The sequence below is a fragment of the Duganella sp. CF517 genome (assembly GCF_900110275.1).
Classification (GTDB): Bacteria; Pseudomonadota; Gammaproteobacteria; order Burkholderiales; family Burkholderiaceae_D; genus Rugamonas.
Window position 1 is genome coordinate 45,498 of record NZ_FODC01000004.1, and the last position, 21,981, is coordinate 67,478.

Here is a 21,981-nt window from a genome sequence, read left to right on the forward strand (position 1 = left end):
ACCACGGAAACAGGCAGGGCGGATTAGCGGGCGAGCCCGCCAGACCGCCCTGCCTGTTTTCGAAACGGTTAGGCTACAGCCAGTAGTTCATGATGCGCGCGGCCCATTCCTTCATGCGGTCGCTGACAGGCCGGTTGCGCCAGTCCGCCAAGGTGATCTGTTTCGAATCCCGCATGTCTTCCTGGAACGCCTTCTCCATCTCGCTGCCGAACGCCGCGCCCAGCACCACCACGTTCAGTTCGCTGTTGTGCAGGAAGCTGCGGGTGTCGATGTTGGTCGAGCCCACCGTCGACCAGGTGCCGTCGATGACGGCGGTCTTGGCGTGCAACACGGCCAGCTTGAGGTGGTAGATCTTGATGCCGTTCGACAGCAGCTCGTCATACAGCGCGTGGCTGGCGTGGAACACCAGTCCGCTATCCGACACCCCCGGCAGCACGATCTTGACATCCACGCCGCGCTTGGCGGCGGCGATCAGCGCGTCGGTGGTCTGGCGGTCCGGCACGAAATAGGCCGACGTCAGGTGGATGCTTTTCTTCGCTTCCTGGATCGCCAGGCTGTAGGCCTTGAAGATTTCAAACTGTCCGCCCGGGTCGCTCGCCAGCACGCGCACCACCTTGTCGCCGGCGATCACCTGTTGCGGGAAATACTCGGCCTCCGGCAGATCGGTGCGGTCCTGCGTGGCCCATTGGCGCACGAACAGCCACTGGAACGCGTGCACCGCCGGCCCTTCGAGCTTGATGTGGGTGTCGCGCCAGCCGACGTCTTCCTTCTGTTTGGTTTGCTTGCCGCTGGAGCGGAACAGCGAGCCCTTGGAGTAGTCGGCGCTGATGTTGATGCCGCCGGTGAAGGCGGTCTTGCCGTCGACGATCAACACCTTGCGGTGGTCGCGGTTGTTCACTTTCCAGTCGTCGCCCTTGACCTTGGCCGGATTGATCGGGTTGTACTCGAGCAGGTTGACGCCGGCCTTGCGCATGCGGTCGAAGAACTCGGCCGGCACGCCGATGGTGCCGACGCTGTCGTACAGGATGTTGACGACCACGCCCGCCTGCCGCTTGGCGATCAGTGCGTCGGCGAACTGTATGCCGAGTTCATCCTGGTCGAAGATGTAGGTTTCCAGGTTGATGTTGTTGCGCGCGCCGTTGATGGCCTTGAGCATTTCGCTCATCGTTTGCGGTCCGTCGAACAACAAGGTTACCTTGTTGCCGTCGATCAGGGGCACGCCGGTGGCCGCTTCCTCCAGCACCGCCTGCTGCTTCAGGTCGAGCGAGCCCTTGGGCCAGCGCTTGGCCAGCAGCGCCTTGGTGCGCGCCGCGCCGAGGTCGCCGTTCTTGCCCTTGACGGTGGGCGTGGCGGCGGCCGCCGGTTCGAGCTTGTCGCCCATGGCGGCCACATCGGGCAGCGAGGCGCATGCGCCCAGCAAGCCCCAGCACATGAGGAACATGGGAAGCCAGATACGCATGCTTGAGGATTTCATCGGGTTGCCTTTTGGGGTGATTTTGATTCATCGGACAGCGCCAGCGGCGCCGCCTCTTCTGCGGAAGAGCCGAAAAAGAACGAGATCGGCCCCTGTATAAACCTGCGGCCCAGCACCTTCATCAACTGCCAGCCGTGCTTGAAACGTACCTGGCGCGAGCGCAGCGCCACCCACAACGCCAGGCCGAAGCTGACCAGCAAATTGACCGTGCCGATCAGCACGAAACCGGCGACCGACGTCGCCACCAGCTGCCAGCTGACGTTGTAGTCGAGGCCGACCATGGCGGTGGCGAAGTTCGCCGACGAGAACGTCACGTGGCGGATGTCGAGCGGCATGCCGAGCAGGAAGCCCAGCAGCGGCATCACGCCCAGCAGGATGCCGAAGAAGAAATTTCCCATCAGGCCGCCGAGGTTGTTTTCCATGTAGACGCCGAAGCGGTCCAGCCGTTCCCGGCCCAGCAGCCAGCGCAGGCCGCGCAGTTGCGCGATGCGTTGCGCCCAGCGCGTGTACAGCGCCTTGTTGTCGTAGTAGCCCGAGATCAGGCCGGCCACGAACAGGCAGACGCCGGCGATGGCCGCGTACACCAGCGCCGGGCCGCCGAACGGATCGATGTCGGCCAGCAGGTGCATGGCCTTGCCCGGCGTGACCAGATGGTGGCCGGTCAGGTAGGGCCAGGCCATGGCGATCAGCCATGCGGTGGGGATCGCCGTGGCCAGGTTGCCCAGCACCGCCATGTTCTGCGTGCGGATCACCTTGTTGCACAGCTCGGCCATGCTTTCGATGTCGATGTTGCGGCCGTCCCGGCTGTGCAGGCCGGCGGCGATGCGCGAGGCCGTCATCGCCGGCTGCTTGGTGGCGACCGTGAAATGCAGCACGTGGATGAACATGAAGCCGAGCGAGTAGTTCATGCTGAACAAGAAGGTCTCGACCAGCGGCGCGGCGCGCAGGTAGGACATCAAGATCTTGAACAGCGCCATGAAGCCGATGATGACGCCGGCGCCGGCCGACGACAGGAACATGCCGCCGAGCTCCTTGCGGTGGTCCGCAACGTAGTGTTCGCCGGTATGGCTGGCGTTCTCGGTGACGTTGCGCGCCAGCAGGTCGATATTGTCGCGCAGCAGATCGCTGACGGCGTACTTGTTGCTGTGCGCGTCGACCAGTTCCAGCGCCAGGCCGACGGCGGCCGCGCGGCGCGGGCTCGGCGGACCCTGCTGGCCGACCGCTTGCGGATGCTGCGCCTGCAGCTCGGCCGGCGCGATCAGCAGCGCGGCCGGCGCGACGGTCTCGGCCTTCAGTTCGCCGCTGACGTCCACCAGGAACAGCAGCTTGCGCAGCCGGGCGATGCTTTGCGTGAGCGCCACCAGCAGGTAGGTCAGCGCGATGCTGGTGCCCTGGTGTAGCGCCTTCTTGCGGATCTTGCCGACCACCACGTCGCACTGGTCCAGCATCACCAGCAGGTGGCGGGCGTCCTCGACCTCGACGTCCTCGCCGGCCAGGTTGCGCTGGTAATTGTCCAGATAGGCGTTGACCTCGAAATTCTGGCCCATGAAAGGCGATTCGTAGGTCTCCATCTCGGTGTGGAAATTGGTCAGCTTCGGTTCCAGGCCGATCGCGCAGATACGGTAGGACAGCGTCCGTATCGCTTCGAGCAGGCCCGGCAGCATGAGGTTGGGGGTGCAGCGGGTGGTGGCGTCGTCGCGGCTGGCTTCGCGGCGATCGGGTGGATTGCAGATCACATCGACCAGCGCCAGCCAGTCGGCGGCGGGCACGGCGCTGATCCACAGGCGGTCGGTGCGCTTGTAGATCACCTGGTCGAGCGCTTCGCTCAGGTAATCGTTGCCGAGCGCCGGCGGCAGGATGCGGAAGGCGATGCGGCGTTTGAGTTCGGTGAAAAAGCCGTCGTTCGACAGCACGCCGATTTCGGTGTACAGGCTGGAGTGGCGACGGCTGGACAGCAGACTGCAGGCATAGCCGCGCAACGCGAGCGCGTGCGCGGGACTGCCCTTCAATAATTGGGCAAGGGTGCGCACGTTGGCGGTGGCGCGCACGCCATCGTTGGGGCGCTGGGGACGCAGTGTATCGAACAGTTCGACCATGAGGCCGATGTCCGTGCTTTCCGCGTCTATACGTTGTAATATTTCGAGCATGCACAGGGCGGAATTACCGCAGTTTTGACTAAAAAACGCAGTATATCCAGTCAGCATGCTCCGGTATGTACGCTGTCGTACATATTTCTATCTGTCAGGAAATTCCCCTGCTCAGCATAACAAGATTCTTTTTGCCGCCTCGCGCAATTCCGCGCGGAAATCCGGATGGGCGATGCCGATCAGCGCCTCGGCCCGCTGGCGCGCCGATTTGCCCCGCAACTGCGCCACGCCGTATTCGGTGACGACGTAGTTGACGTCGTTCTTGCCGGTGGTGACATGGGTGCCCGGCGTCAGCGTGGGCACGATGCGCGAGATCGCCCCCTCCTTGGCCGTCGATGGCAGCACGATGAAGGCCTTGCCGCCGTTCGAGCGGTTGGCGGCGCGCACGAAATCGACCTGGCCGCCGGTGCCGGAGTAGGGCAGGTGGGCCAGGCTTTCAGATCCGCACTGCCCCAGCAGGTCGACCTGCAGGCTGGCGTTGATGGCGACCAGCTTGTCGTTCTGGCCGGCCAGGTAGGGATCGTTGGTGAAGCTGACCGGATGCATCTCCAGCATCGGGTTTTGGTGCATGAAGTCGTACAGCTTGCGCGAGCCCAGCGCGAAGGTGGCCACCATCTTGCCCGGCATGAAGGTCTTGCGGCTGTTGTTGACCGCGCCGGATTCGACCAGCTTGAGGATGCCGTCGCCGATCATCTCGGTGTGCACGCCGAGGTCGCGCTTGGAGGTCAGCTGCTGCACCACCGCGTCGGGGATGCCGCCGTAGCCGATCTGCAAGGTCGAGCCGTCCTCGATCATGGCCGCCACTTGCCTGCCGATGGCCTCCTGCACCGCGCCGATGGCCGGCAGGCCGACCTCGATCACCGGCTCGTCGCTTTCGACGATGGCCGTGACCTGCGACAGGTGGACGATGCAATCGCCGTGGGCGACCGGCACGTTCGGATTGACCTCCAGCACCACCACGCGCGCCTTGCGGATCGCCGCCATCGTGTAGTCGGCCGCCAGGCTAAGCGCGAAATTGCCGTGCTCGTCCATCGGCGAGGCCATCGAGAACACCACGTCGGCGGGGATCAGGTCGCGCAGGATCAGTCCGGGCAGTTCGGAAAAGTAGGCGGGAATGAAATCGGCCCAGCCGGCTTGTCCCGCCGAGCGCGAGGCGCCGCCGAAGAACAGGGCGACGTGGCGCACATGGTTGACGGTGTCGCAGTCGAAATACGCGTATTTGCGCATGGCAAGGATCTGCGCCACCCGGACGTCCTGGTAGCTGGTGCGCCTGGCCGACAGCGCGTGCAGCAGCGATGGCGGCTCGCCGGCGCCGGTCGGCACGATGATGGTGTCGCCGTTCCTCAACAATTCCACAGCCTGATCCGGAGAGCAACGTTTGCTGGCGTATTCAACATGCATGGCGTTTTGCCTTTCACATAATGAAATCCAACTATAAACCAAGTGGCGAAGAATTTGACGTAAACGTGTTAAGCCGCACAGAGCGGTGGCGAAGGGCGAACTATTATGAACCTAACAATTCACTAAAGTTCCTTGCCCATCATGAAACCGAACCTTCTCGTTACCGCGCTGTCCCTGATCGCGCCACTGGCCGCAGGAGCGCAAGAGTCGTCCTCCGCCGAGGTCTACGGGTTGCTGGACGCGGGTGTCGTCGTGGAACAGGGCTGCAAGACCGACTGCGCCCGGACCAGGGTCGACAGCGGCATCGCCTCCGGCTCGCACATCGGCGTGCGTGGCCGCGAGCAACTCGGCGGCGGCACGTCGGCCGTGTACACACTCGAAGCGGGCGTGCTGAACGACACCGGCGCGTCCGAGCAGAGCGGCAAGCTGTTCAACCGCCAGGCGTACGTCGGCATCGACGGGCCGATGGGGCTGGTGACCATGGGCCGCCAATACAACCTGGTCTACGAGACCCTGACCGACGTGGCCGATCCTTTCCATGGCGGCATGGCGGGCGCCGCGTCGAACCTGGTCGGCTACACCACCAAGCGCTATGACAATGCCGTCAAGTACAAGACCAAACGCGCCCGCAGCGGCCTGATCGGCGCGGTCCAGTACAGCTTTGGCGAGTCGCCGTTCAACAGCAAGGTCAACCGCGCATACGGCGGCAGCCTGGGTTACGACAAGGGACCGATCAAGATCGGCATCACGCACCAGCGCAAGGACAACCTGCTCGACGCCACCGGCACCACGCCGGCGGTGGACCAGTCGGCGCGCAACACCTTGGTGGCGGCCAACGTCGACTTCGGCAGATTCATCGGCTACGCCGCGTACGGCCAGAGCCGTGGAGAGGGCAGCTCGCACTGGGACATGTCCAATCCGTATGGCGCGGTGGCGCAGACCTTGCCGACCGATAAGAGCCGCGACGCGCTGTTCGGCGTTGCCGTGCCGATGGGCGCGACCACGCTGCTGGCCTCCTTCATCCGCAAGGACGACCGCACCATGCTCGACCGCGACGCCGACCAGATCGCCATCGGCGCCAGCTACGCGCTGTCCAGGCGCACCGACTTCTACGCCTCGCTGGCGAAGATCAAGAACCGCAACGGCGGCGCCTACACCGTCGGCAACGCCACCAGCCAGGGGCGCGGCGACAAGGCCCTGAACGTCGGCATGCGCCATGCGTTCTGAGCGGCACGTTCCGTACTGCATTTAAGGTTGCCCGCACAAACGTGATAAATTGCTTGTTTCTCTGATTTCGGAACAAGCATGCATCTGACATACTTCAACGGCGAATGGGCCGAGGGCAATACTCCACTGTTTGGCGCGATGGACCACAGCGTATGGCTGGGTTCGTCCGTGTTCGATGGCGCGCGCGCCATCCGCGGCCATCTGCCGGACCTGCGCCTGCACTTGCAGCGCGTCATCGTCTCGGCCGAGCGGGTCGGGCTGGCATGTCCGTTGGGCGTCGATGAAATGGAAGCGCTGGTGCGCGAAGGCGTGGCGAAGTTTCCGGCCGACGCCGAGCTTTACGTCCGTCCGCTGGTGTTCGGCACCGATGGTTTCCTGGTGCCCGTGCCCGAGAAGAGCGCTTTCGCGCTGACGCTGTTCGACGCGCCGATGCCCGCATTCACCGGTTTTTCCGCCTGCCTGTCGGCGCAGCTGCGTCCGGACGCGCTGATGGCGCCCACCGACGCCAAGGCCTCCTCGCTGTACGTCAATACCGCCAAGGCCATCCGCGAAGCGCAAAAGCGTGGCTTCGACAACGCGGTCGTCTGCGACAGCACCGGCAAGGTGGCCGAGTTCGCGTCGGCCAACCTGTTCTTCGTCACGGCGGACGCCAAGGTGGTGACACCTGCCGCCAACGGCACCTTCCTGTCGGGCATCACCCGCGCCCGCGTGATCGCGCTGCTGGCTGAGGAGGGCATCATGGTCGAGCAACGCGCGGTGGCGCCGGAGGAGTTGGAGAGCGCCGTTGAAATCTTCAACACCGGCAACTACGGCAAGGTCATGCCGTGCATCCGCTACGAAACGCGCGATCTGGCGGTCGGCCCGATCGCCACGCTGGCGCGCGAGCGCTACATGGCGTTCTCGGAAAGCCAGTAAAAACCGCGTCCGGTCAGCCCTTCGGCTTGGCCGGGCAACTGGCGCTCAGCCAGCGTCCGGCGGAATTGACCTTGACCTTTTGCGGCGCGCCGGTCGCCTCGGTGTTGACATCCATAATCATCGTGTAGTGGCTGTCGTCGCTGAAGCGGACCTGGCCCTGGCCGCTGGAGTTTGGATTGGTGCAGCTGAACGACACGTCCAGCCCGCCCGCCACCGGCGCCGTCTTCGACGTGCAATTGCCCTTTTGGTTCAACGGCAGCTCCTTCTTGGCGGCCATCTCCGGCGTCACGCACGCGGTCACCGTCATGCTGCCGTCGCCGCCCACCTTGGGCACCGACACGCCGTTCTGCGCCAGCATCGCCTCCATCTGCGCGCGCTGCGCCGGCGGCTTGTTGGCCAGCTGCTGCATCGCCATCTGGATGGCGGCGTCGGTTTGTATGTCGCCGGTCTTGACCGTGTTATTCAGTTCCCACAAGCCGGGCTTGATGGTCTGCGCCTGCGCCGTGGCCATGGACAACAGGGCCAGCGCGATCAAAAAACGTTTCATAGTCACTCCATGGAAAAGCCAGCGCACAGCATAAACGAAAACACGGCGCGAAAAAACGGCGCACCACCGCGAGGGTGGGGCGCCGCTTTGATCAGTTCGCGGTGTAGCGGGGTGCTAGACGCCGCGACCACTAATCAGGCGCAGCAGTACCATGATGATCGCAACGACCAGCAGTACGTGGATGAAGCCGCCAATGGTGTACGAAGTGACCAGGCCCAGCAGCCACAGGATAAGCAGAACTACAGCGATGGTATAGAGCATGATTCTCTCCTCAAGTTGTTATTGCGACGTCCACGGTGGGCATCGAAGGCGATGTCGAACTGTTGTTCGTATCTTGGAATCTATTATCTTTAAAACCAGCTTAAGCTTCTGTACGGTGCCGTACGTAAGACTGATTTCGGCTGAATAATTTCACTAGCGGTATCAATTGGCCGAGCGCAGCTGGCCGTTCACCACGCGCACGGCGTCGCCCGAGCCCCATGCCGGCTGCGCCGACTGGTTGAAGGTCCGGGTGGTGCCGTTGTCCATGCGGACCACGACGCGCCACGTGCGCGTGGTCTTCATATGGGTTTCGACCTGGTTGCCGGCCACCGCGCCGCCGACGGCGCCCGCCACCGTCGCCAGTTGACGGCCATGGCCGCCGCCGACCTGGTTGCCCAGCAGGCCGCCAAGGATGGCGCCGCCGGCCGCGCCGACACCGCTGCCTTGCGGGCGGTGTTCGATCGCACGTACCGACTCGACCACGCCGCAGCTTTTACACACCGCCGCCTGCTTGGCTTCCGGTTCCGGCGCGCGGTCCTGGTTGCGGCCGGTAGCGTTGTTGTCGGCGTTGCGGTCGGCATTGCCGTTGGCGGCGAGGCTGTTGGCGACGTTGTTGGCGCCATTGTTTGCGCCGTTGTTTGCGCCGTTGTTTGTGTTGTTATAGGCCGGGACCGGCTGCTGATCCGCCGGCGGCACCGACGACAGTTGACCGGGCAGCGGCGCCGCGCCGGGCAGGCTGCCATTGGCGTTGGAGGTCGGCAGCCAGCCCATGATGGCGGCGGTGCCGACGCCGCAGAACAGCACCACCGCGACGGCGGCAATGATCATCAGCGGGTGCAAAGCGGGTTTGGTCGGGGTGGTTGGGGTAGTCATGAGGGCGTCCTTTTTTCGTGTTTGTGCGCGTGTTCGCAAGCGGTTATCGTACGCGCGGAATTTTCCTATAGGACATGTTTAGCTTCCGTGCGTCACCGTACATACAGGGTAAATGATTACCCTTACGCTCAATTCATGCATACCCATCTCTCACACCTATCCGAAGAAGACAGGAGCCAGCCACGACCGGCGGTCAACCGCTTACTGTCGAGCTTGCCAGAGGAAGAACAAGGCCAGCTCGCCAGGCTCAGCGAACCCGTCAGAGTCGAAGTCGGCGACGTGTTGTACGAACCCGGCCAGAGCATCCGTTATATCTATTTTCCCATCGACAGTCTGATCTCGCTGCTGGCGGTGGCCGAAGGCCGCATGACGCTGGAAGTGGGCGCCGTCGGCCGCGAAGGCATGATCGGCGCCTCGGTGGTGCTCGGTCACGAAATGGCGCAGGTGCGCGCGGTGGTGCAGCGCGCCGGCCGCGCCACCCGCATCGACGCCACCGAGTTCGCCGCCGAGTTCACGCGCATGGAGGCGTTGCAGCGCCTGCTCTACCGCTATACCGATACCCTGCTGGCGCAGGCGATCCAGATCGCCGTGTGCAGCCGCTTCCATGTGCTGGAGGCGCGCCTGGCGCGCTCGCTGCTGATCACCCGCGACCGCTTGCAATCGGAAAAATTCCATCTCACGCACGAGTTCCTTGCGCATGCGCTGGGCGTGCGCCGCGTCGGCGTGACCAAGGCCGCCAGCGCGCTGCAAAACCAGAAACTGATTTCCTACAGCCGGGGCAACATCGAGATCCTCGATTCGGCCGGACTGGAAGCGGTCTCCTGCCGCTGCTACGAGCTGGTCAAGGACAACGGCGCCATCGGCATGGGCAACGTGTTTTTGTAGAAACCCGCGTTGGCGTTGCGCTAAGCGCACAATCAATCATCCGCTTGATTTTATAGGTATATGTATCTATTTGACAATGTTTTCTGAGCGCATTTACGGCTAGCATCGACTGGCTGTACCCGTTCTTTTGAAAACACTGCGAGGAGATGCATGAACAACTATAACTATTTGGGCGCGATCCTGGTCGTCGGCGCCGGCCTTGCCGGTTGCGGCGGCGGTTCCGCCGACCCGGCGTACGCCAGCACCGGCTCCATCAGCACCGCCGCTGAGGTCAGCGTCAACGCTGCCGCCGCGGATCCGCTACTGAACCAGACCGGCAACCCGGCGTACAAGGAAATCGAACGCTATAAAAGCTGGCTCAGCACTAACAGCGACGCCGCCGCCGCGCTGGCCGCCGACAAAACCAAGGCCACCAACATCGTCTCGTGGCAAATGCCGCACGGCGGCTTCTACAAGCTGCCGGCCTGGTACGGCGCCCCGTGGAACGGCACGGCCAGCCGTTCCGAATGGTTCGGCGCCAATGGCGTCGAGCTCGGCACCATCGACAACGACGGCACGGTCACGGAAATCATGTTCCTGGGCGACGTGTACGCGCGCAGCGGCACCGTCGCCTATCGCGACAGCGCGCGCAGGGCGATGGACTTCATTTTGAACATGCAGTATCCGTCCGGCGGTCTGCCGCAAGTGTATCCGGCGCGCACCGGCACCTCGTATTCAAACCACGTCACCTTCAACGACAACGCGATGGTGCGCGCGCTGGTGTTGCTGGACCACGCGGTGAAACAGAAAGCCCCGTTCACCGGCGACTTCTTCACCCCGGCGCAGCGTGCCCGGATGACGAACGCGCTCAATCTGGCGGTGGGTTACATCCTCAACGCGCAGATCGTGCAGAACGGCGTCAAGACGGTTTGGTGCGCGCAGCACGATCCCGTCAATTTCGCGCCGCGTGGCGCGCGTTCGTACGAGTTGCCGTCGAAGAGCGGCAAGGAATCCGCGCAGATCGTGGCCTTCCTGATGACGCGCCCGCAGTCGGCGGCCGTCGCGGCGTCGGCCAGGGCGGCCATCGCCTGGTACAACAGCAGCCAGGTCAAGCTGGTGAACACGGCGTACGAGAAGACCAATTCCAAAGCGACCAACACCTCGCCGTTCATCGCCAAGGCGGGGTCGACCACGTGGTACCGCTTTTACGACCTGAACGCCGATACCGGCTTCTTCAGTGGCCGCCTGCCGACCGATAACCCTCCCGGCACAGGCAAGCAGTACGACATCATGAATGTCGAGGCCGAGCGCCGTTATGGTTACGAGTGGGGCGGCAGCTACGGCACCAGCCTGTTCGCTTACACCAGCACCGTCGGATATTAATCCGGCAGCCAATGCAAAACCGCCCCGTTCAAGCCGGGGCTTGAACGGGGCGGTTGGCATGTAAAACGTTGTTTGATTAACGCGGTGGCTTGTTGACCTGGTTGCCGATCACGCCGCCGACAGCGGCGCCGCCGACCGTGCCGACCGCGCTACCGCCGGTCAGCACCGAGCCGGCCACCGCGCCGACGCCGGCGCCCACGGCCGTGCTTTTATCTTGCGAAGACATGCCGGCGCAAGCGCTCAGGCCCAGGGTGGCGGCCAGAATGGCCGCGGTCGATGCGATACGTTTGATGTTCATAATCTTCTCCTTACGCTGTTAAGGCGCGGCGTCTGGCCCGCTCCAATGACTACAGAGTACGTCTCCGCTTGCCACATTTCCGTACGACAGCGCACATTGAAACACCTTGTTACCCTTTAGGTTGCGGCTTGATATTCTGCGCGTTCTTGCCCGGCTTTTGCCGCAAGGTCTGGCCGGGCGGCGGCGCCACCGGCTTGCCGCCGCCCTGGGCCAGCAGGGTCTCGCAGCCGGTCGTTTCGCCCGGTCCGGCGTTGACCAGCGGCAGGATCGCCGCGATCGGCGCCACCACCGCCAGCGCCAGCGCGCCGCCGGCGCGCATCGCCAGCACGCCCTTGTCGATGCTGACGTCCGGGTCCTTGAAGGTGCCGCGCACATAAATCGGCGCCCGCAGCGAGATCACGCGCACGCCCTTGGCGTCCGGCCGCAGGGTCAGGTCCAGCTTTTCGTTCTCGAGGTTGACGGTGCCGGCCACGTCGATCTTGGCGTCGGAGGTGTCCACCACGAACAGGCGCGAGCGCATCAAGCCATTGGTGACGCTGAAGTCGGTCACCATGCAGTTCAGCTTGACCTGCTTGTCGCCGATCAGCTTGGTCAGCACGACGTTGCCCAGATTCAGTCCCATCTCTTCCAGCAGCAGCTTGCTGACGCTGCCCTCGTTGATCACGCCTTTGAGCTCGCCGTTCGACGAGCCCAGCAAACCGGCCACCGAGTTGCCCGTGGCCGATAGCGACATGTCCGCGTTGACCTGGCCGACGGTGGCCTGCATGCCGTCGATGGTGGGGAACAATTGCTTGAGCTGCAGCTTGCGCGCGTTCGCCTTGAGCTCGGCGCGGATGGCGTGCGGATTGATCTTGCCGCTGCCGTCGAGCATGATGTTGGACGTGAAGCGGCCGCCGGCGATGTCGAAGTTCATCGGCGTCAGCGACAGCACGCCGTCCTTCATGTGGATCAAGGTGTCGAGGTTGTGGATCGGCAGGCCGCCGTCGCGCGTGATGCGCTGGGCCTTGAAGCTGACGTCGGCGTCGAGCGCGGTCCAGCGTTCGGTCTTGAACGTTTCGACCGGCAGCACGCGGTTGCCCGGCTGGACGGCGTCGACGCCGCGCGCCTGTTTGCTGGCGTTGGAGTCGGCGCCGACCAGCGGCCCGAGGTCGGAGAACTGCAGCAGCTTCGATTCGACGGCGCCCGTCAGCACCGGACGCGGCTGGCCGGAGCGGTAGTCGAGCTTGCCATGGATGTCGCTGCTGCCGACGCGTCCGGTGAACTTGTCGTAGATCCAGTGGCTGGCGTTGGCGCCGATGCTGCCGGTCAGATGTCCCTCGGTGGCGAAGGCGGGCGTCTCCGGCAGCAGCACGCCGGTGATGCCGTACAGGCGCGCCATGCTGGGGCCGGAAATCTTCAGGCGCATGTCGAGCGCGGTCAGCGCGGTCGGCTTGGTCAGGGTGCCCTCGACGGCGATGCGGGTGCCGCCCACGTCCAGGCTGGCGGCGAGCGGGAAGGGCACGGTCTGCTGCCGCAACGACAGCACCGCGCCGGACTTGCCGCTGCCGGTGATGGCTTGGTTGTTCCACTTGCCGCTCAGCTTCCACGACACGCCGTAGGTGCGGTCGGCGTTGATGGTGTCGACGGCGGCGGTGGCGTCCACATGGGTCACGGCGTCGATGTAATGCACCGCGCCCTTGGCGAAGACCACGCGCTGCAGGTCGAGTTGCCACGGCGACGGCTTGTCGGCCTGCTTGAAGGTCCAGTTGTTCTTGCCTTCGGCATCGCGCTGCAGCAGCACGCTGGGATTGTCGAAGCGCAGCACCGGGATCGCGATCCTGTGTCGCAGCAGCGGCAGCAGTTCGACGCCGAAGGCGAACTGGCCGACGCTGGCCATTTCCGCCGGCGCCCGCATGCCGGCCGGATTGCCGACGTGGACGTCCTTTGCCACCAGGTGCGGCAGCGGCAGGTAGTCGCGCCAGGTGCGGTCCGCGCCCGACAGGCCCTGCTGTTGCCACGTCAGCGACAGGTCGCCGCGGATCTCGAACGGACGGTCGATCGCTTCGCTGATCTTGTCGTTGAGCCAGGGCCGCGCCTTGTTCCAGTCGTAGGCCGCCAGCACGACGGCGGCGACGACCGGCACGGCCACCACGATGCCGGCGACGGCGAGGGCGATGCGGGTGCGGCTGGGAAGGCGGCGGGTGTTGGCGGTGGGGTTGCGGTTCGGGTCCTGCGGGGTCATCGGCTGGCCTTTCTTATTGGTAACGGCATTTTACACACCTGCGCGGCGCGGGCGGGCCCGGTTGTGCGCTGGCGCACCCTGTGCGGCGGCAACGGCGGGTCCCCGTGTTCAATGTGCGGCAGCGTACTGAAGCACCGCAGGCAACAGACTATAACGTTACCTGTCCACACAAACTTTCAAGGAGAACAATAATGACGACGACCTTACACCAAAGACTGACACTGATTTGCGGCACTGCGGTGCTGCTGGGCCTGACCGCTTGCGCTAGCAACAAAACCCCGGCCACCGCCGACGTCGCCGTCTCGCGCGCCGCCGTGGCCAACGCCACGTCCGCCGGCGCGGCCGAGCTGGCCCCGGCCGAAATGCAATCGGCCCGCGAAAAGATGGCGCGCGCCAACCAGGCGCTGGCCAACAAGGATTACAAGACCGCCCAGGATCTGGCGGCGCAGGCCCAGGCCGACGCCCAGCTGGCGCAGAGCAAGGCTAATTCGACCAAGGCCACCGCCGCCGCCGACGAGCTGCAACAGAGCATCCGCGTGCTGCGCGAAGAGTTGAACCGCAATAGCACCACCACCCAATAATAGAGACGAAGGAATCATCATGAAACAACTGAACCTGAAAAAATTGAGCGTCATGCCTACCGTGCTGGCGGTGTCGATCATGCTGGCCGCGTGCAGCTCCGCGCCGACCACCACCAGCCTGCTGGACCAGACCCGTGGCGACTTCTCGGCCGCGCAAAGCAACCCATCGGTCGCCGCCAACGCGCCGGTCGAATTCAAGGCCGCCGCCGAAGCGCTGGACCGCGCCAACGCCGCCGCCGACAAGAAGGAAAGCGTGGACGCGATCGACAAGCTGGCGTATCTGGCCAAGCAAAAGATCGCCGTCGCCCAGGAAGTGGCGAAGAGCAAGCAAGCTGAATCGGACGTAGCCAATGCCGGCCGCCAGCGCGACGAGATCCGCCTGCAGCAGCGCACCCAGGAAGCCGACAAGGCCAAGATGAGCGCCGAGCAAGCCAAGGCCGACGCCGACGCGGCCCGCCGCCAGGCCGAGGCGGCCACCGCCAGCGCCCGCGAAGAGCAATCGAAGAGCGCCGCGCTGCAACAGCAGCTGGCCGACCTGCAAGCCAAGCAAACCGACCGCGGCCTGGTGATCACGCTGAACGACGTGCTGTTCAACACCGACAAGGCCGAGCTCAGCGCCGAAGGCATGCGCACCGCGCAAAAGATGGCCGACGTGCTGTTGCAGGAACCACAGAGCGCCGTTTTGATCGAAGGGTTTACCGACTCCACCGGTACGTCGGCGCACAACCTGCAGCTGTCGCAGCGCCGCGCCGAATCGGTGCGTAACGCGCTGATCGGCCTGGGCGTGAAAGCCGACAAGGTTTCCACCCGTGGCTATGGCGAAGCGTTCCCGGTCGCCAGCAACACCGACGCCGGCAGCCGCCAGCTGAACCGCCGCGTTGAAATCGTGCTGTCGCAAAACGGCGCGCCGATCGCTAACCGCCGCTAATGGCGGCAGCGGGGCCCCGGCCGCCGCCGGACATTTCCGGCGCGGCCCCTGAAGGGCTCCGTTGGCAAGACTTTCTGTACTTTTTTTAAGGAAAATATCATGGCTGAATCAAACCCCACCCAACCGGCAGGCATCGATAAAGAAGCCATCCGCGCCGCCGCCCGCAATCTGGAGGACGGTCCGGTCACCGCCGGCTACAAGGGTGACCGCACCGCCGTCATCAAGATGCTCAACGAGGCGCTGGCTACCGAACTGGTCTGCGTGCTGCGCTACAAGCGTCACTACTACACGGTCAGCGGTTTGCAGAACGGTCCGATCAAGGCCGAGTTCCTCGAGCACGCCCAGCAAGAGCAGGAGCATGCCGACGCCTTGGCCGAACGCATCGTTCAACTGAACGGCCAACCTGATTTCAATCCGGCAACGTTGCTCGATCGCAGCCATGCCGAGTATGATGCTTCGGAGGACGTCCAGGCGATGATCCGCTCGAATCTGATCGCCGAGCGCGTGGCGATCGAATCGTACCGCCAGATGATCGAACAGATCGGCGATACCGATCCGACGACGCGTCATCTTTTGATCGGCATCATGGCCGTGGAAGAAGAACACGCCGATGATATGCGCGATTTGCTTGAATAACGACTAACATTTCGATTTTGCTGTAAAGTTTTCACACCTCACAACCATAATAGGAGCTCCATCATGCTGGAACAAAATATCTCTACCGTGAATAACGACGTGAAAACTCTGGTCAAAGATGCGCAAGCATTGTTTACCGCCGCCACCGCCCTGACCGGTGAGAAGGCTGAAGAACTGCGCGGCCGTGGCATGCGCGCGCTGGACACCGCCCTGGCAAAGGCCCACGACGCGCAAATCAGCGCCCTGGCCGCCAGCAAGGAAGCCGCCAAGCAGGCCGACGTTTACGTCAAAGAAAACCCATGGCGTTCGATCGCCGGCGCGGCAGCCGTGGGCCTGCTGATCGGTGTCATCATCGGCCGCAAGTAATCCATGGCGCAAGCTGATGAGTTGACTCGTCCGCCAGGCCTGATCGCGTCGCTGGGCAATATCGCCCGCAACAGCATCGGCCTGCTGCTGACGCGGCTGGAACTGGCCGCGCTGGAATTGTCTCAGGTGCGCAATCACTTGATGCATCTGGTGCTGGCTTTCGCGCTGGCGGTGGTGGCAGGGTGCTTCGCGCTCGCCTATGCCACCGTCACGATTGCTTATCTGGCGTGGGACGCGCTGGGCTGGACGATCCTGCCCATTATGACCGGCGTCTTCCTGCTGCTGGCTATCGGGCTGATGGTGTACGCGCGCGGTTTGATCCGCGGCGGCAAGCTGGGCATGCCCGCCACCATGGCGGAACTGAAATCCGACCGCGACATGCTGTTGTAACAGGAGCGCATATGACGAAAGACGCGGAAAGCACGGCGTTCGCCGCTGACAAACAGCGGCTGATCCGTGAAGGCGAGTTGTATCGCATCAAGGTTGTGCACTCGAAGGCGCTGGTCGCCAACGCGATGCATCCCGATGCGCTGTTTCATGGCGCGGTGGACCACGCCGTCGGACTGGCGCAAGCCCGTCTGGGCGGCCTGCTGCAGCCGGGCGGCATGAGCGGCTTTAACTACAAGGCGCTGATGCCGTACGCGCTGACGGTGGGGTCCTTCATCGCCCGCAAGAAGCTGATCAAACCGGCGCTGGGCGTGGCTGCGGTGCTGGGGCTGGGCGCCGCCTGGCTGATGCGCCGCAAGCGCGTCACGGGCTAGTGTCTTGAATTCGTCGTCCAACAAACTGAACCCCGCGGGCATGCGCATCGTGCTGGTGCTGCAAGGGGGCGGGGCGTTGGGCGCGTATCAGGCCGGCGTGTTCCAGGCCCTGCACGAGCATGGCCTGGCGCCCGACTGGATCGTGGGCACGTCGATCGGCGCCATCAACGCCGCCATTTTGGCCGGCAATCCCCACGCAACCCGGCTGGCGCGCCTGCGCCAGTTCTGGGAAGGCATTTCCCACCGCGACCCCTACGACATGCGCCGCGTGCCCGATGCGCAGCGCCGCTCGAATATCTTCGCGCAGACCTGGGATACCTTGCTGCGCGGGGTGCCGGGCTTTTTCAAGCCGCGCCTGTTCAGCCCTTTCGCCGCCGGCATGGCGGTCGATCCCGAGCAGGCCAGCTTCTACGATACCGCCGAACTGGGCGAGACGCTCAATTCCCTGATCGATTTCGATTACCTCAATGGTCCCGAAGGCATGCGCCTGACCGTCAACGCGCTCAAGGTGACGTGCGGCACGCTGCGCAGCTTCGATAACCGTGACCTCGACATCAACGTCGACCATATCCGCGCCAGCGGTGCCTTGCCGCCCGGTTTTCCGGCGGTGCGCATCGATGGCGAGCTGTACTGGGATGGCGGCCTGTATTCCAACACGCCGCTCGAGACCGTGCTGGACGACGCCAAACCGGTCGATACGCTGTGCTTCATGGTCGATTTGTGGAGCGCCGACGGCGAGGAACCCACGACGCTGGACCAGGTGCAGACGCGGCAGAAGGATGTCACCTTCGCCTCGCGCTCCAAGCGCCACCTGGACGATTACGTGGCCCGCCACAAGCTGCAGCAAAAGCTGCGCGGCCTGTACGCCGCGTTGCCGGAGCATGCGCAGACGGAGCAGGGCGAGCAGGATCTGGCCGAGCTCGGTTGCGGCACGACGCTGCACGTGGTGCGCCTGGAATACGCGGGACGCGACTGGAACATGGCGGCCAAGGACATCAATTTTTCCAAGGGCTCGACCGAGTGGCGCTGGGACCAGGGCTACCAGGATGGGCTGCGCGCCGTCGAGGCCGCAGGCTGGCTGGCCTTTGTGTCGGAAGATACGCCGCTGGTGGTGCACGAGTTGCCGCCGCTGCCCGCCGCCCAACCGGCGCGCGCCCGTGAAAAAGCCGCCTGATCTCTCGGGCGGCTTTCCGTATCCACTACATGCAGATCAGGGCCGTTTATTCTCGGCCAAAACTTGCGGCACCTTCTCCATGTCACGCTTGTAGGTCGCGCGCGCTTCGCGCAGGCAGGCATCGCGTTCGCCGGCCGGGCCCTTCTTGCAGGCGTTGGTCGATTCGGCCAGCGCCGCGCCGATTTCCTTGCGCAAGGTGCGCGACTGCTCGGCGCTGGTGGCATCTTCCTTATACCATCGCGCCGGATCGCCCTTGGCGATCTCCTGCTGTTGCAGCTGGATGTTCTGCGGCGGCGTGTTGTCCTGCGCCTGCGCCGACAGCGCCGCGCAGGCCATCGCCAGGCCGCAGGCAATGTGATGGAAACGCGTCATGATGGCCCCCTGCGTTTACAGCCGGCCCGTCAGCAGCATGACCAGCAGGATCAGCACGATCAGGCCGGTGATACCGCTCGGCGCGTAGCCCCAGTTGCGGCTGTGCGGCCAGGTCGGCAGCGCGCCGATCAGTGCCAGTACCAGAATAATCAGAATGATGGTGCCCATGGTGTTCCCCTTAATTTAGTCGTTGTTTTTGATGGTGTGTTAACTGCGTTTGCTGCGTTTGCTGCGTTTTGGTGTAACTGGATTAGTAGCGGTACAGGCGGCCGTCGACCAGGCGCACGCGGTTGCCGACGCGCAGGTCATATACGCTGTCCTGGTTGACCAGGCGGTAGTCGCCGTTGTCCATGCGCACGCTGATCTGGTATTCCTCTTTGGCTTCGTTGCGGTTGCCTTCGACGGTGTTGCCGACGACCGCGCCGCCGACGGCGCCGGCCACGGTGGCTGCCGCGCGGCCGCTGCCGGAACCGACCTGGTTACCCAGCAGGGCGCCCACCAGACCGCCGGCGACCGCGCCGGCGCCGCTGGTGCCGGCCTTGGCTTGCTTGATCTGGATCGATTCGATCGTGCCGTAGCTGGCCGATTCGTTCTGATTTTGGTACGAAACTTGTTGCGGCGCGTTGTTGGTGCTGGCGCAGCCGCTTAACACGGCGGTGCCGGCGATCATCAGTGCAGCCAGGGTTTTTGTGAGGTTCATGTTGTTCTCCTGAAAATGTGATTCCAGAATAGTCACACGGCAAAAGTGGGTCTGTGCGGTTTCGCACGAAGTTTGCCAAGTGGAGGGGAGGGTGCAAACGCCTGTCCCGGGTCAAAATTTTATCTGTGTACGGTACCGTACAGATGTCCATTTGGAAACCACGTAAAACGTCTACATCGGTAGCAGAGATGTCCAAAACGTCCCGCTCGCTGACAAACTTATTAGTTAATAACTCCAAGGAGAACCGCCATGAAAATCGCACATAAAATCGCCACCGCCCTGTTCACCGTCTCGCTGCTGGCCACCGCTGGTTGCGCTTCGACGTCCACCAAAGAAGGCACCGGCGAGTTTGTTGACGATTCGGTCATCACCACCAAAGTGAAAGCCAGCATCTTTAACGAGCCGACCCTGAAGTCGACCGAAATCAATGTTGAAACCTTCAAAGGCACCGTGCAGCTGAGCGGCTTCGTTGCCCAGCCGGCTGACATCGCCAAAGCAGGCGAAGTCGCCCGCGGCGTCAAAGGCGTGACCTCGGTCAAGAACGACATCCGCGTCAAGTAAGCTTCATCTGCCGGCGCGCCGTGCTCCCCCGGAGCATGCCGCGCCGGGATTTTTTTGTGAGTCATCATGAGCCAGCCGCCTGTAGAGATTTCGATTCCTCCTATTCCGGCCAGCGTTGTGGCCACGGCTCCCACGGCCGATCCCGATACAAGTCATCTCCCCCGCATTCCCCTACACGTCAACGCCCGCGGCCTCGCGCTCGGCGTCATCGCCACGGTCGCCTTTGTCTACGCGTTGCAATGGTCGCGCGGCTTCCTGGTTCCGCTCCTGCTCGGCATTCTGATCAGTTACACGCTCAGCCCATTGATGGGCTGGCTTGAGCGCCGCCACATCCCGCGCATCGTCGGCGCCACGTTGATCACCATCGCCATGGTCGGCGGCTCGGCGCTGGTGGTCGACAAGCTGCACGGGCAGTTCGAATCGATCGTCGAAGAGCTGCCCAGCGCCGGCCACAAATTGTCGCGCCTGGTCTCCGAGCGCCTGCATGGCGGCTCCAGCACCTTGCAGCGCATCCAGGCGGTCGCCACCGAGTTACAGCAGGCCACCGCGGGCGCCCAGGAACGGCGCGCCTCGCGCCGGGCCGCGCCGGCGCCAACCACCTCCGACTTCCCGCTGATGGACTGGGTGTGGGCCGGATCGATGGGGCTGATGGGTTTCCTGAGCCAGGCCACGATGGTGATCTTCCTGGTGTTCTTCCTGCTGCTGTCCGGCGATACGTTCAAGCGCAAGCTGGTCAAGCTGACCGGGCCGTCGCTGTCGAAGAAAAAGATCACCGTGCATATTCTCGAGGACATCAACACCTCGATTCAAAAGTACATGCTGATGCTACTGGTAACCAACGGCATGCTGGCGCTGCTGATGTGGGTGGCGTTGCGCTGGATCGGCCTGGAGAACGCCGGCGCCTGGGCCATCGTCGCCGGCTTGCTGCACCTGATGCCGTATTTCGGTCCGCTGCTGATCATGCTCGCCACCGGCATCGTCGCCTTCCTGCAATTCGAGTCGCTGCAGATGAGTTTATTGGTGATGGGCAGTTCGCTGGCCATCGCCACCTTGGTCGGAACGGTGATCACCACCTGGATGACCGGCCGTTTCGCGCGCATGAACGCGGCGGCGGTGTTCGTCAGCCTGTTGTTCTGGGGCTGGTTGTGGGGCGTCTGGGGTTTGCTGCTGGGCGTGCCCGTGATCGTGATCGTCAAGGTGGTCGCCGAGCGGGTCGAGGGCATGGAAGTGGTGGCGGAGTTGCTGGGCGAGTAGCCGGGCGATCCGGCATGGCAAAAGGCCGGCGATGCGCCGGCCTTTTTTTTTTCGTCACGGGAACCACGACCCGTGGCGCGGTTTACATCGGCTGATTGCTTGGCGTGCTTTCGCTGCCAGGCTTGGTGACCGTGGTGGTTTGCGGCGGCGGCCGGTGCCGCAAGCTGCCCAGCTGCAGCGCGTACTGCCGCGCGAACTCGGCGCCGACGAAGAAGATCTGCGCCGAGTAATACACCCACAGCAGCAGCGCGATCACCGAGCCGGCGGCGCCATAGCTGCTGGCCACGCCGCTGTTGCCGATGTAGGCGCCGATCGCATACTTACCCAGCGAGAACAGCGCCGCCGTGCCCAGCGCGCCGATGGTGACGTCGTGCCACGACAGCTTGACCCGCGGCAGCATCTTGAAGATCACGCCGAACAGCGCGGCGATCACGACGAAGCTGATCGCGTAGTTGAGGCCCGTCAGCAGATCGCCGGCGTTGACCCAGACGCTGTGCACGTATTTCTCCAGCACCGTCAACACCGCGCTGACCACCAGCGACACCATCAACAGGAACGCCAGCACCAGCACCATGCCGAACGACAGCAGCCGGGTGCGGATGACGTCCCACACGGTGCCGGTCTTGAGCGGCGGCACCTGCCAGATCGCGTCCAGGCTCGCCTTGAGCTCGGCGAACACGGTGGTGGCGCCGAACAGCAGCAGGGCGCCGGCGATCAAGGTGGCCAGCCGGCCTTCCTCCTTGCTGCGGGCGCCGGCCAGCACCAGCTGGATCGCTTCGGCGCCCTGGTTGCCGACCAGGCCGCGCAGCTGCGCGAACAGCTCGCCCTGGGCCGCCTGCGGCCCGTAGAACCAGCCGGCGATGGCCAGCACCAGCACCAGGATCGGCGCCAGCGAAAACAGTGTGTAAAAAGCCAACGCCGCGCCCATGCTGCCGCCGCGGTGGTCGAGCCATTCGTAGACGGTGCATTTCAGCACCGAGACTATATTTTTGTTCATATAAAAAAAAAGCCCCGCAACTTTCGTCGCGGGGCTCCTC

The 21,981-nt window shown here is 63.9% G+C and carries 25 protein-coding genes; 13 read left to right on the plus strand and 12 right to left on the minus strand.

Annotated features, from left to right (window positions below; all coding sequences use genetic code 11):
- Positions 1-73 precede the first annotated feature (73 nt).
- From cls to BMX85_RS16305, 3 genes are all read right to left on the minus strand, one after another.
- Positions 74-1,474 (minus strand): cardiolipin synthase, encoded by a 1,401-nt coding sequence (cls, locus tag BMX85_RS16295; protein ID WP_229210516.1) that lies wholly within the window; start codon positions 1,472-1,474, stop codon positions 74-76.
- On the minus strand, positions 1,471-3,621 hold the full coding sequence (locus BMX85_RS16300; protein ID WP_090320293.1) for a site-specific recombinase: 2,151 nt from the start codon (positions 3,619-3,621) through the stop codon (positions 1,471-1,473). Before BMX85_RS16300 ends, cls begins: the two co-directional genes overlap by 4 nt.
- A 111-nt stretch (positions 3,622-3,732) precedes the next feature.
- Positions 3,733-5,022, minus strand: a complete 1,290-nt coding sequence (locus BMX85_RS16305) for an acetyl-CoA hydrolase/transferase family protein (protein ID WP_090320296.1) — start codon at positions 5,020-5,022, stop codon at positions 3,733-3,735.
- Positions 5,023-5,163: 141 nt separating this feature from the next.
- On the opposite strand from BMX85_RS16305, the gene BMX85_RS16310 reads away from it, so the two are divergent.
- Both BMX85_RS16310 and BMX85_RS16315 read left to right on the plus strand, forming a co-directional pair.
- Positions 5,164-6,249: a porin gene (locus BMX85_RS16310; protein ID WP_090320299.1), complete on the plus strand. Its 1,086-nt coding sequence runs from the start codon at positions 5,164-5,166 to the stop codon at positions 6,247-6,249.
- Positions 6,250-6,327: 78 nt separating this feature from the next.
- Positions 6,328-7,164 (plus strand): branched-chain amino acid aminotransferase, encoded by an 837-nt coding sequence (locus BMX85_RS16315; RefSeq protein WP_090320302.1) that lies wholly within the window; start codon positions 6,328-6,330, stop codon positions 7,162-7,164.
- Positions 7,165-7,177: 13 nt separating this feature from the next.
- Here BMX85_RS16315 and BMX85_RS16320 read toward each other — a convergent pair whose 3' ends face one another.
- From BMX85_RS16320 to BMX85_RS16325, 3 genes are all read right to left on the minus strand, one after another.
- Positions 7,178-7,711 carry a DUF3617 domain-containing protein gene (locus BMX85_RS16320; RefSeq protein WP_090320306.1) on the minus strand — a complete coding sequence of 178 codons (534 nt, stop codon included), beginning with the start codon at positions 7,709-7,711 and terminating at the stop codon, positions 7,178-7,180.
- Between the two features lie 114 nt (positions 7,712-7,825).
- Positions 7,826-7,972: a lmo0937 family membrane protein gene (locus tag BMX85_RS30155; protein ID WP_019921959.1), complete on the minus strand. Its 147-nt coding sequence runs from the start codon at positions 7,970-7,972 to the stop codon at positions 7,826-7,828.
- A 162-nt stretch (positions 7,973-8,134) separates the two neighbouring features.
- Positions 8,135-8,845 (minus strand): glycine zipper 2TM domain-containing protein, encoded by a 711-nt coding sequence (locus BMX85_RS16325; protein WP_143068012.1) that lies wholly within the window; start codon positions 8,843-8,845, stop codon positions 8,135-8,137.
- A 135-nt stretch (positions 8,846-8,980) separates the two neighbouring features.
- Between BMX85_RS16325 and BMX85_RS16330 the strand changes: the two genes are divergently transcribed.
- On the plus strand, positions 8,981-9,730 hold the full coding sequence (locus BMX85_RS16330; RefSeq protein WP_090320309.1) for a Crp/Fnr family transcriptional regulator: 750 nt from the start codon (positions 8,981-8,983) through the stop codon (positions 9,728-9,730).
- A 150-nt stretch (positions 9,731-9,880) separates the two neighbouring features.
- The gene (gene pelA / locus BMX85_RS16335) at positions 9,881-11,092 is read left to right on the plus strand and encodes a pectate lyase (RefSeq protein ID WP_090320312.1); all 1,212 of its coding nucleotides are present in this window, start codon (positions 9,881-9,883) and stop codon (positions 11,090-11,092) included.
- A gap of 76 nt (positions 11,093-11,168) precedes the next feature.
- On the opposite strand, the gene BMX85_RS16340 is transcribed toward pelA, so the two are convergent.
- Entirely contained in the window at positions 11,169-11,390 is a 222-nt protein-coding gene (locus tag BMX85_RS16340) for a glycine zipper 2TM domain-containing protein (RefSeq protein ID WP_090320315.1), read from the minus strand.
- A gap of 109 nt (positions 11,391-11,499) precedes the next feature.
- Positions 11,500-13,611, minus strand: coding sequence for an AsmA family protein (locus BMX85_RS16345; protein WP_090320318.1), 2,112 nt, complete (start codon positions 13,609-13,611; stop codon positions 11,500-11,502).
- A gap of 191 nt (positions 13,612-13,802) precedes the next feature.
- On the opposite strand from BMX85_RS16345, the gene BMX85_RS16350 reads away from it, so the two are divergent.
- The 7 genes from BMX85_RS16350 to BMX85_RS16380 all read left to right on the plus strand — a co-directional run bounded on the left by BMX85_RS16350 (position 13,803) and on the right by BMX85_RS16380 (position 18,057).
- A complete protein-coding gene (locus BMX85_RS16350; protein ID WP_090320321.1) occupies positions 13,803-14,192 on the plus strand; it encodes a DUF4398 domain-containing protein in 390 nt (129 codons plus the stop codon).
- A gap of 19 nt (positions 14,193-14,211) precedes the next feature.
- Positions 14,212-15,120: an OmpA family protein gene (locus tag BMX85_RS16355; protein ID WP_090320324.1), complete on the plus strand. Its 909-nt coding sequence runs from the start codon at positions 14,212-14,214 to the stop codon at positions 15,118-15,120.
- 99 nt (positions 15,121-15,219) lie between these two features.
- On the plus strand, positions 15,220-15,756 hold the full coding sequence (locus tag BMX85_RS16360; protein ID WP_090320327.1) for a ferritin-like domain-containing protein: 537 nt from the start codon (positions 15,220-15,222) through the stop codon (positions 15,754-15,756).
- A gap of 63 nt (positions 15,757-15,819) precedes the next feature.
- On the plus strand, positions 15,820-16,122 hold the full coding sequence (locus BMX85_RS16365; protein WP_090320330.1) for an ElaB/YgaM/YqjD family protein: 303 nt from the start codon (positions 15,820-15,822) through the stop codon (positions 16,120-16,122).
- Between the two features lie 3 nt (positions 16,123-16,125).
- A complete protein-coding gene (locus tag BMX85_RS16370; RefSeq protein ID WP_229210517.1) occupies positions 16,126-16,512 on the plus strand; it encodes a phage holin family protein in 387 nt (128 codons plus the stop codon).
- Positions 16,513-16,523: 11 nt separating this feature from the next.
- Positions 16,524-16,883 (plus strand): hypothetical protein, encoded by a 360-nt coding sequence (locus BMX85_RS16375; RefSeq protein WP_090320337.1) that lies wholly within the window; start codon positions 16,524-16,526, stop codon positions 16,881-16,883.
- 40 nt (positions 16,884-16,923) lie between these two features.
- Positions 16,924-18,057 (plus strand): patatin-like phospholipase family protein, encoded by a 1,134-nt coding sequence (locus BMX85_RS16380; protein WP_090322041.1) that lies wholly within the window; start codon positions 16,924-16,926, stop codon positions 18,055-18,057.
- A 36-nt stretch (positions 18,058-18,093) separates the two neighbouring features.
- On the opposite strand, the gene BMX85_RS16385 is transcribed toward BMX85_RS16380, so the two are convergent.
- From BMX85_RS16385 to BMX85_RS16395, 3 genes are all read right to left on the minus strand, one after another.
- Entirely contained in the window at positions 18,094-18,429 is a 336-nt protein-coding gene (locus BMX85_RS16385) for a hypothetical protein (protein WP_090320340.1), read from the minus strand.
- 15 nt (positions 18,430-18,444) lie between these two features.
- Complete coding sequence (locus BMX85_RS16390) at positions 18,445-18,597, minus strand: DUF3309 family protein (protein WP_090320343.1); 153 nt, start codon at positions 18,595-18,597, stop codon at positions 18,445-18,447.
- 82 nt (positions 18,598-18,679) lie between these two features.
- Positions 18,680-19,129 (minus strand): outer membrane lipoprotein, encoded by a 450-nt coding sequence (locus BMX85_RS16395; RefSeq protein WP_090320346.1) that lies wholly within the window; start codon positions 19,127-19,129, stop codon positions 18,680-18,682.
- Positions 19,130-19,378: 249 nt separating this feature from the next.
- Here BMX85_RS16395 and BMX85_RS16400 point away from each other — a divergent pair, with 249 nt between their 5' ends.
- A complete protein-coding gene (locus BMX85_RS16400; RefSeq protein ID WP_090320349.1) occupies positions 19,379-19,690 on the plus strand; it encodes a BON domain-containing protein in 312 nt (103 codons plus the stop codon).
- 117 nt (positions 19,691-19,807) lie between these two features.
- Positions 19,808-20,944, plus strand: coding sequence for an AI-2E family transporter (locus BMX85_RS16405; protein ID WP_229210518.1), 1,137 nt, complete (start codon positions 19,808-19,810; stop codon positions 20,942-20,944).
- Between the two features lie 82 nt (positions 20,945-21,026).
- Here BMX85_RS16405 and BMX85_RS16410 read toward each other — a convergent pair whose 3' ends face one another.
- Positions 21,027-21,941 carry a YihY/virulence factor BrkB family protein gene (locus BMX85_RS16410; protein ID WP_090320354.1) on the minus strand — a complete coding sequence of 305 codons (915 nt, stop codon included), beginning with the start codon at positions 21,939-21,941 and terminating at the stop codon, positions 21,027-21,029.
- Positions 21,942-21,981: the final 40 nt, after the last annotated feature.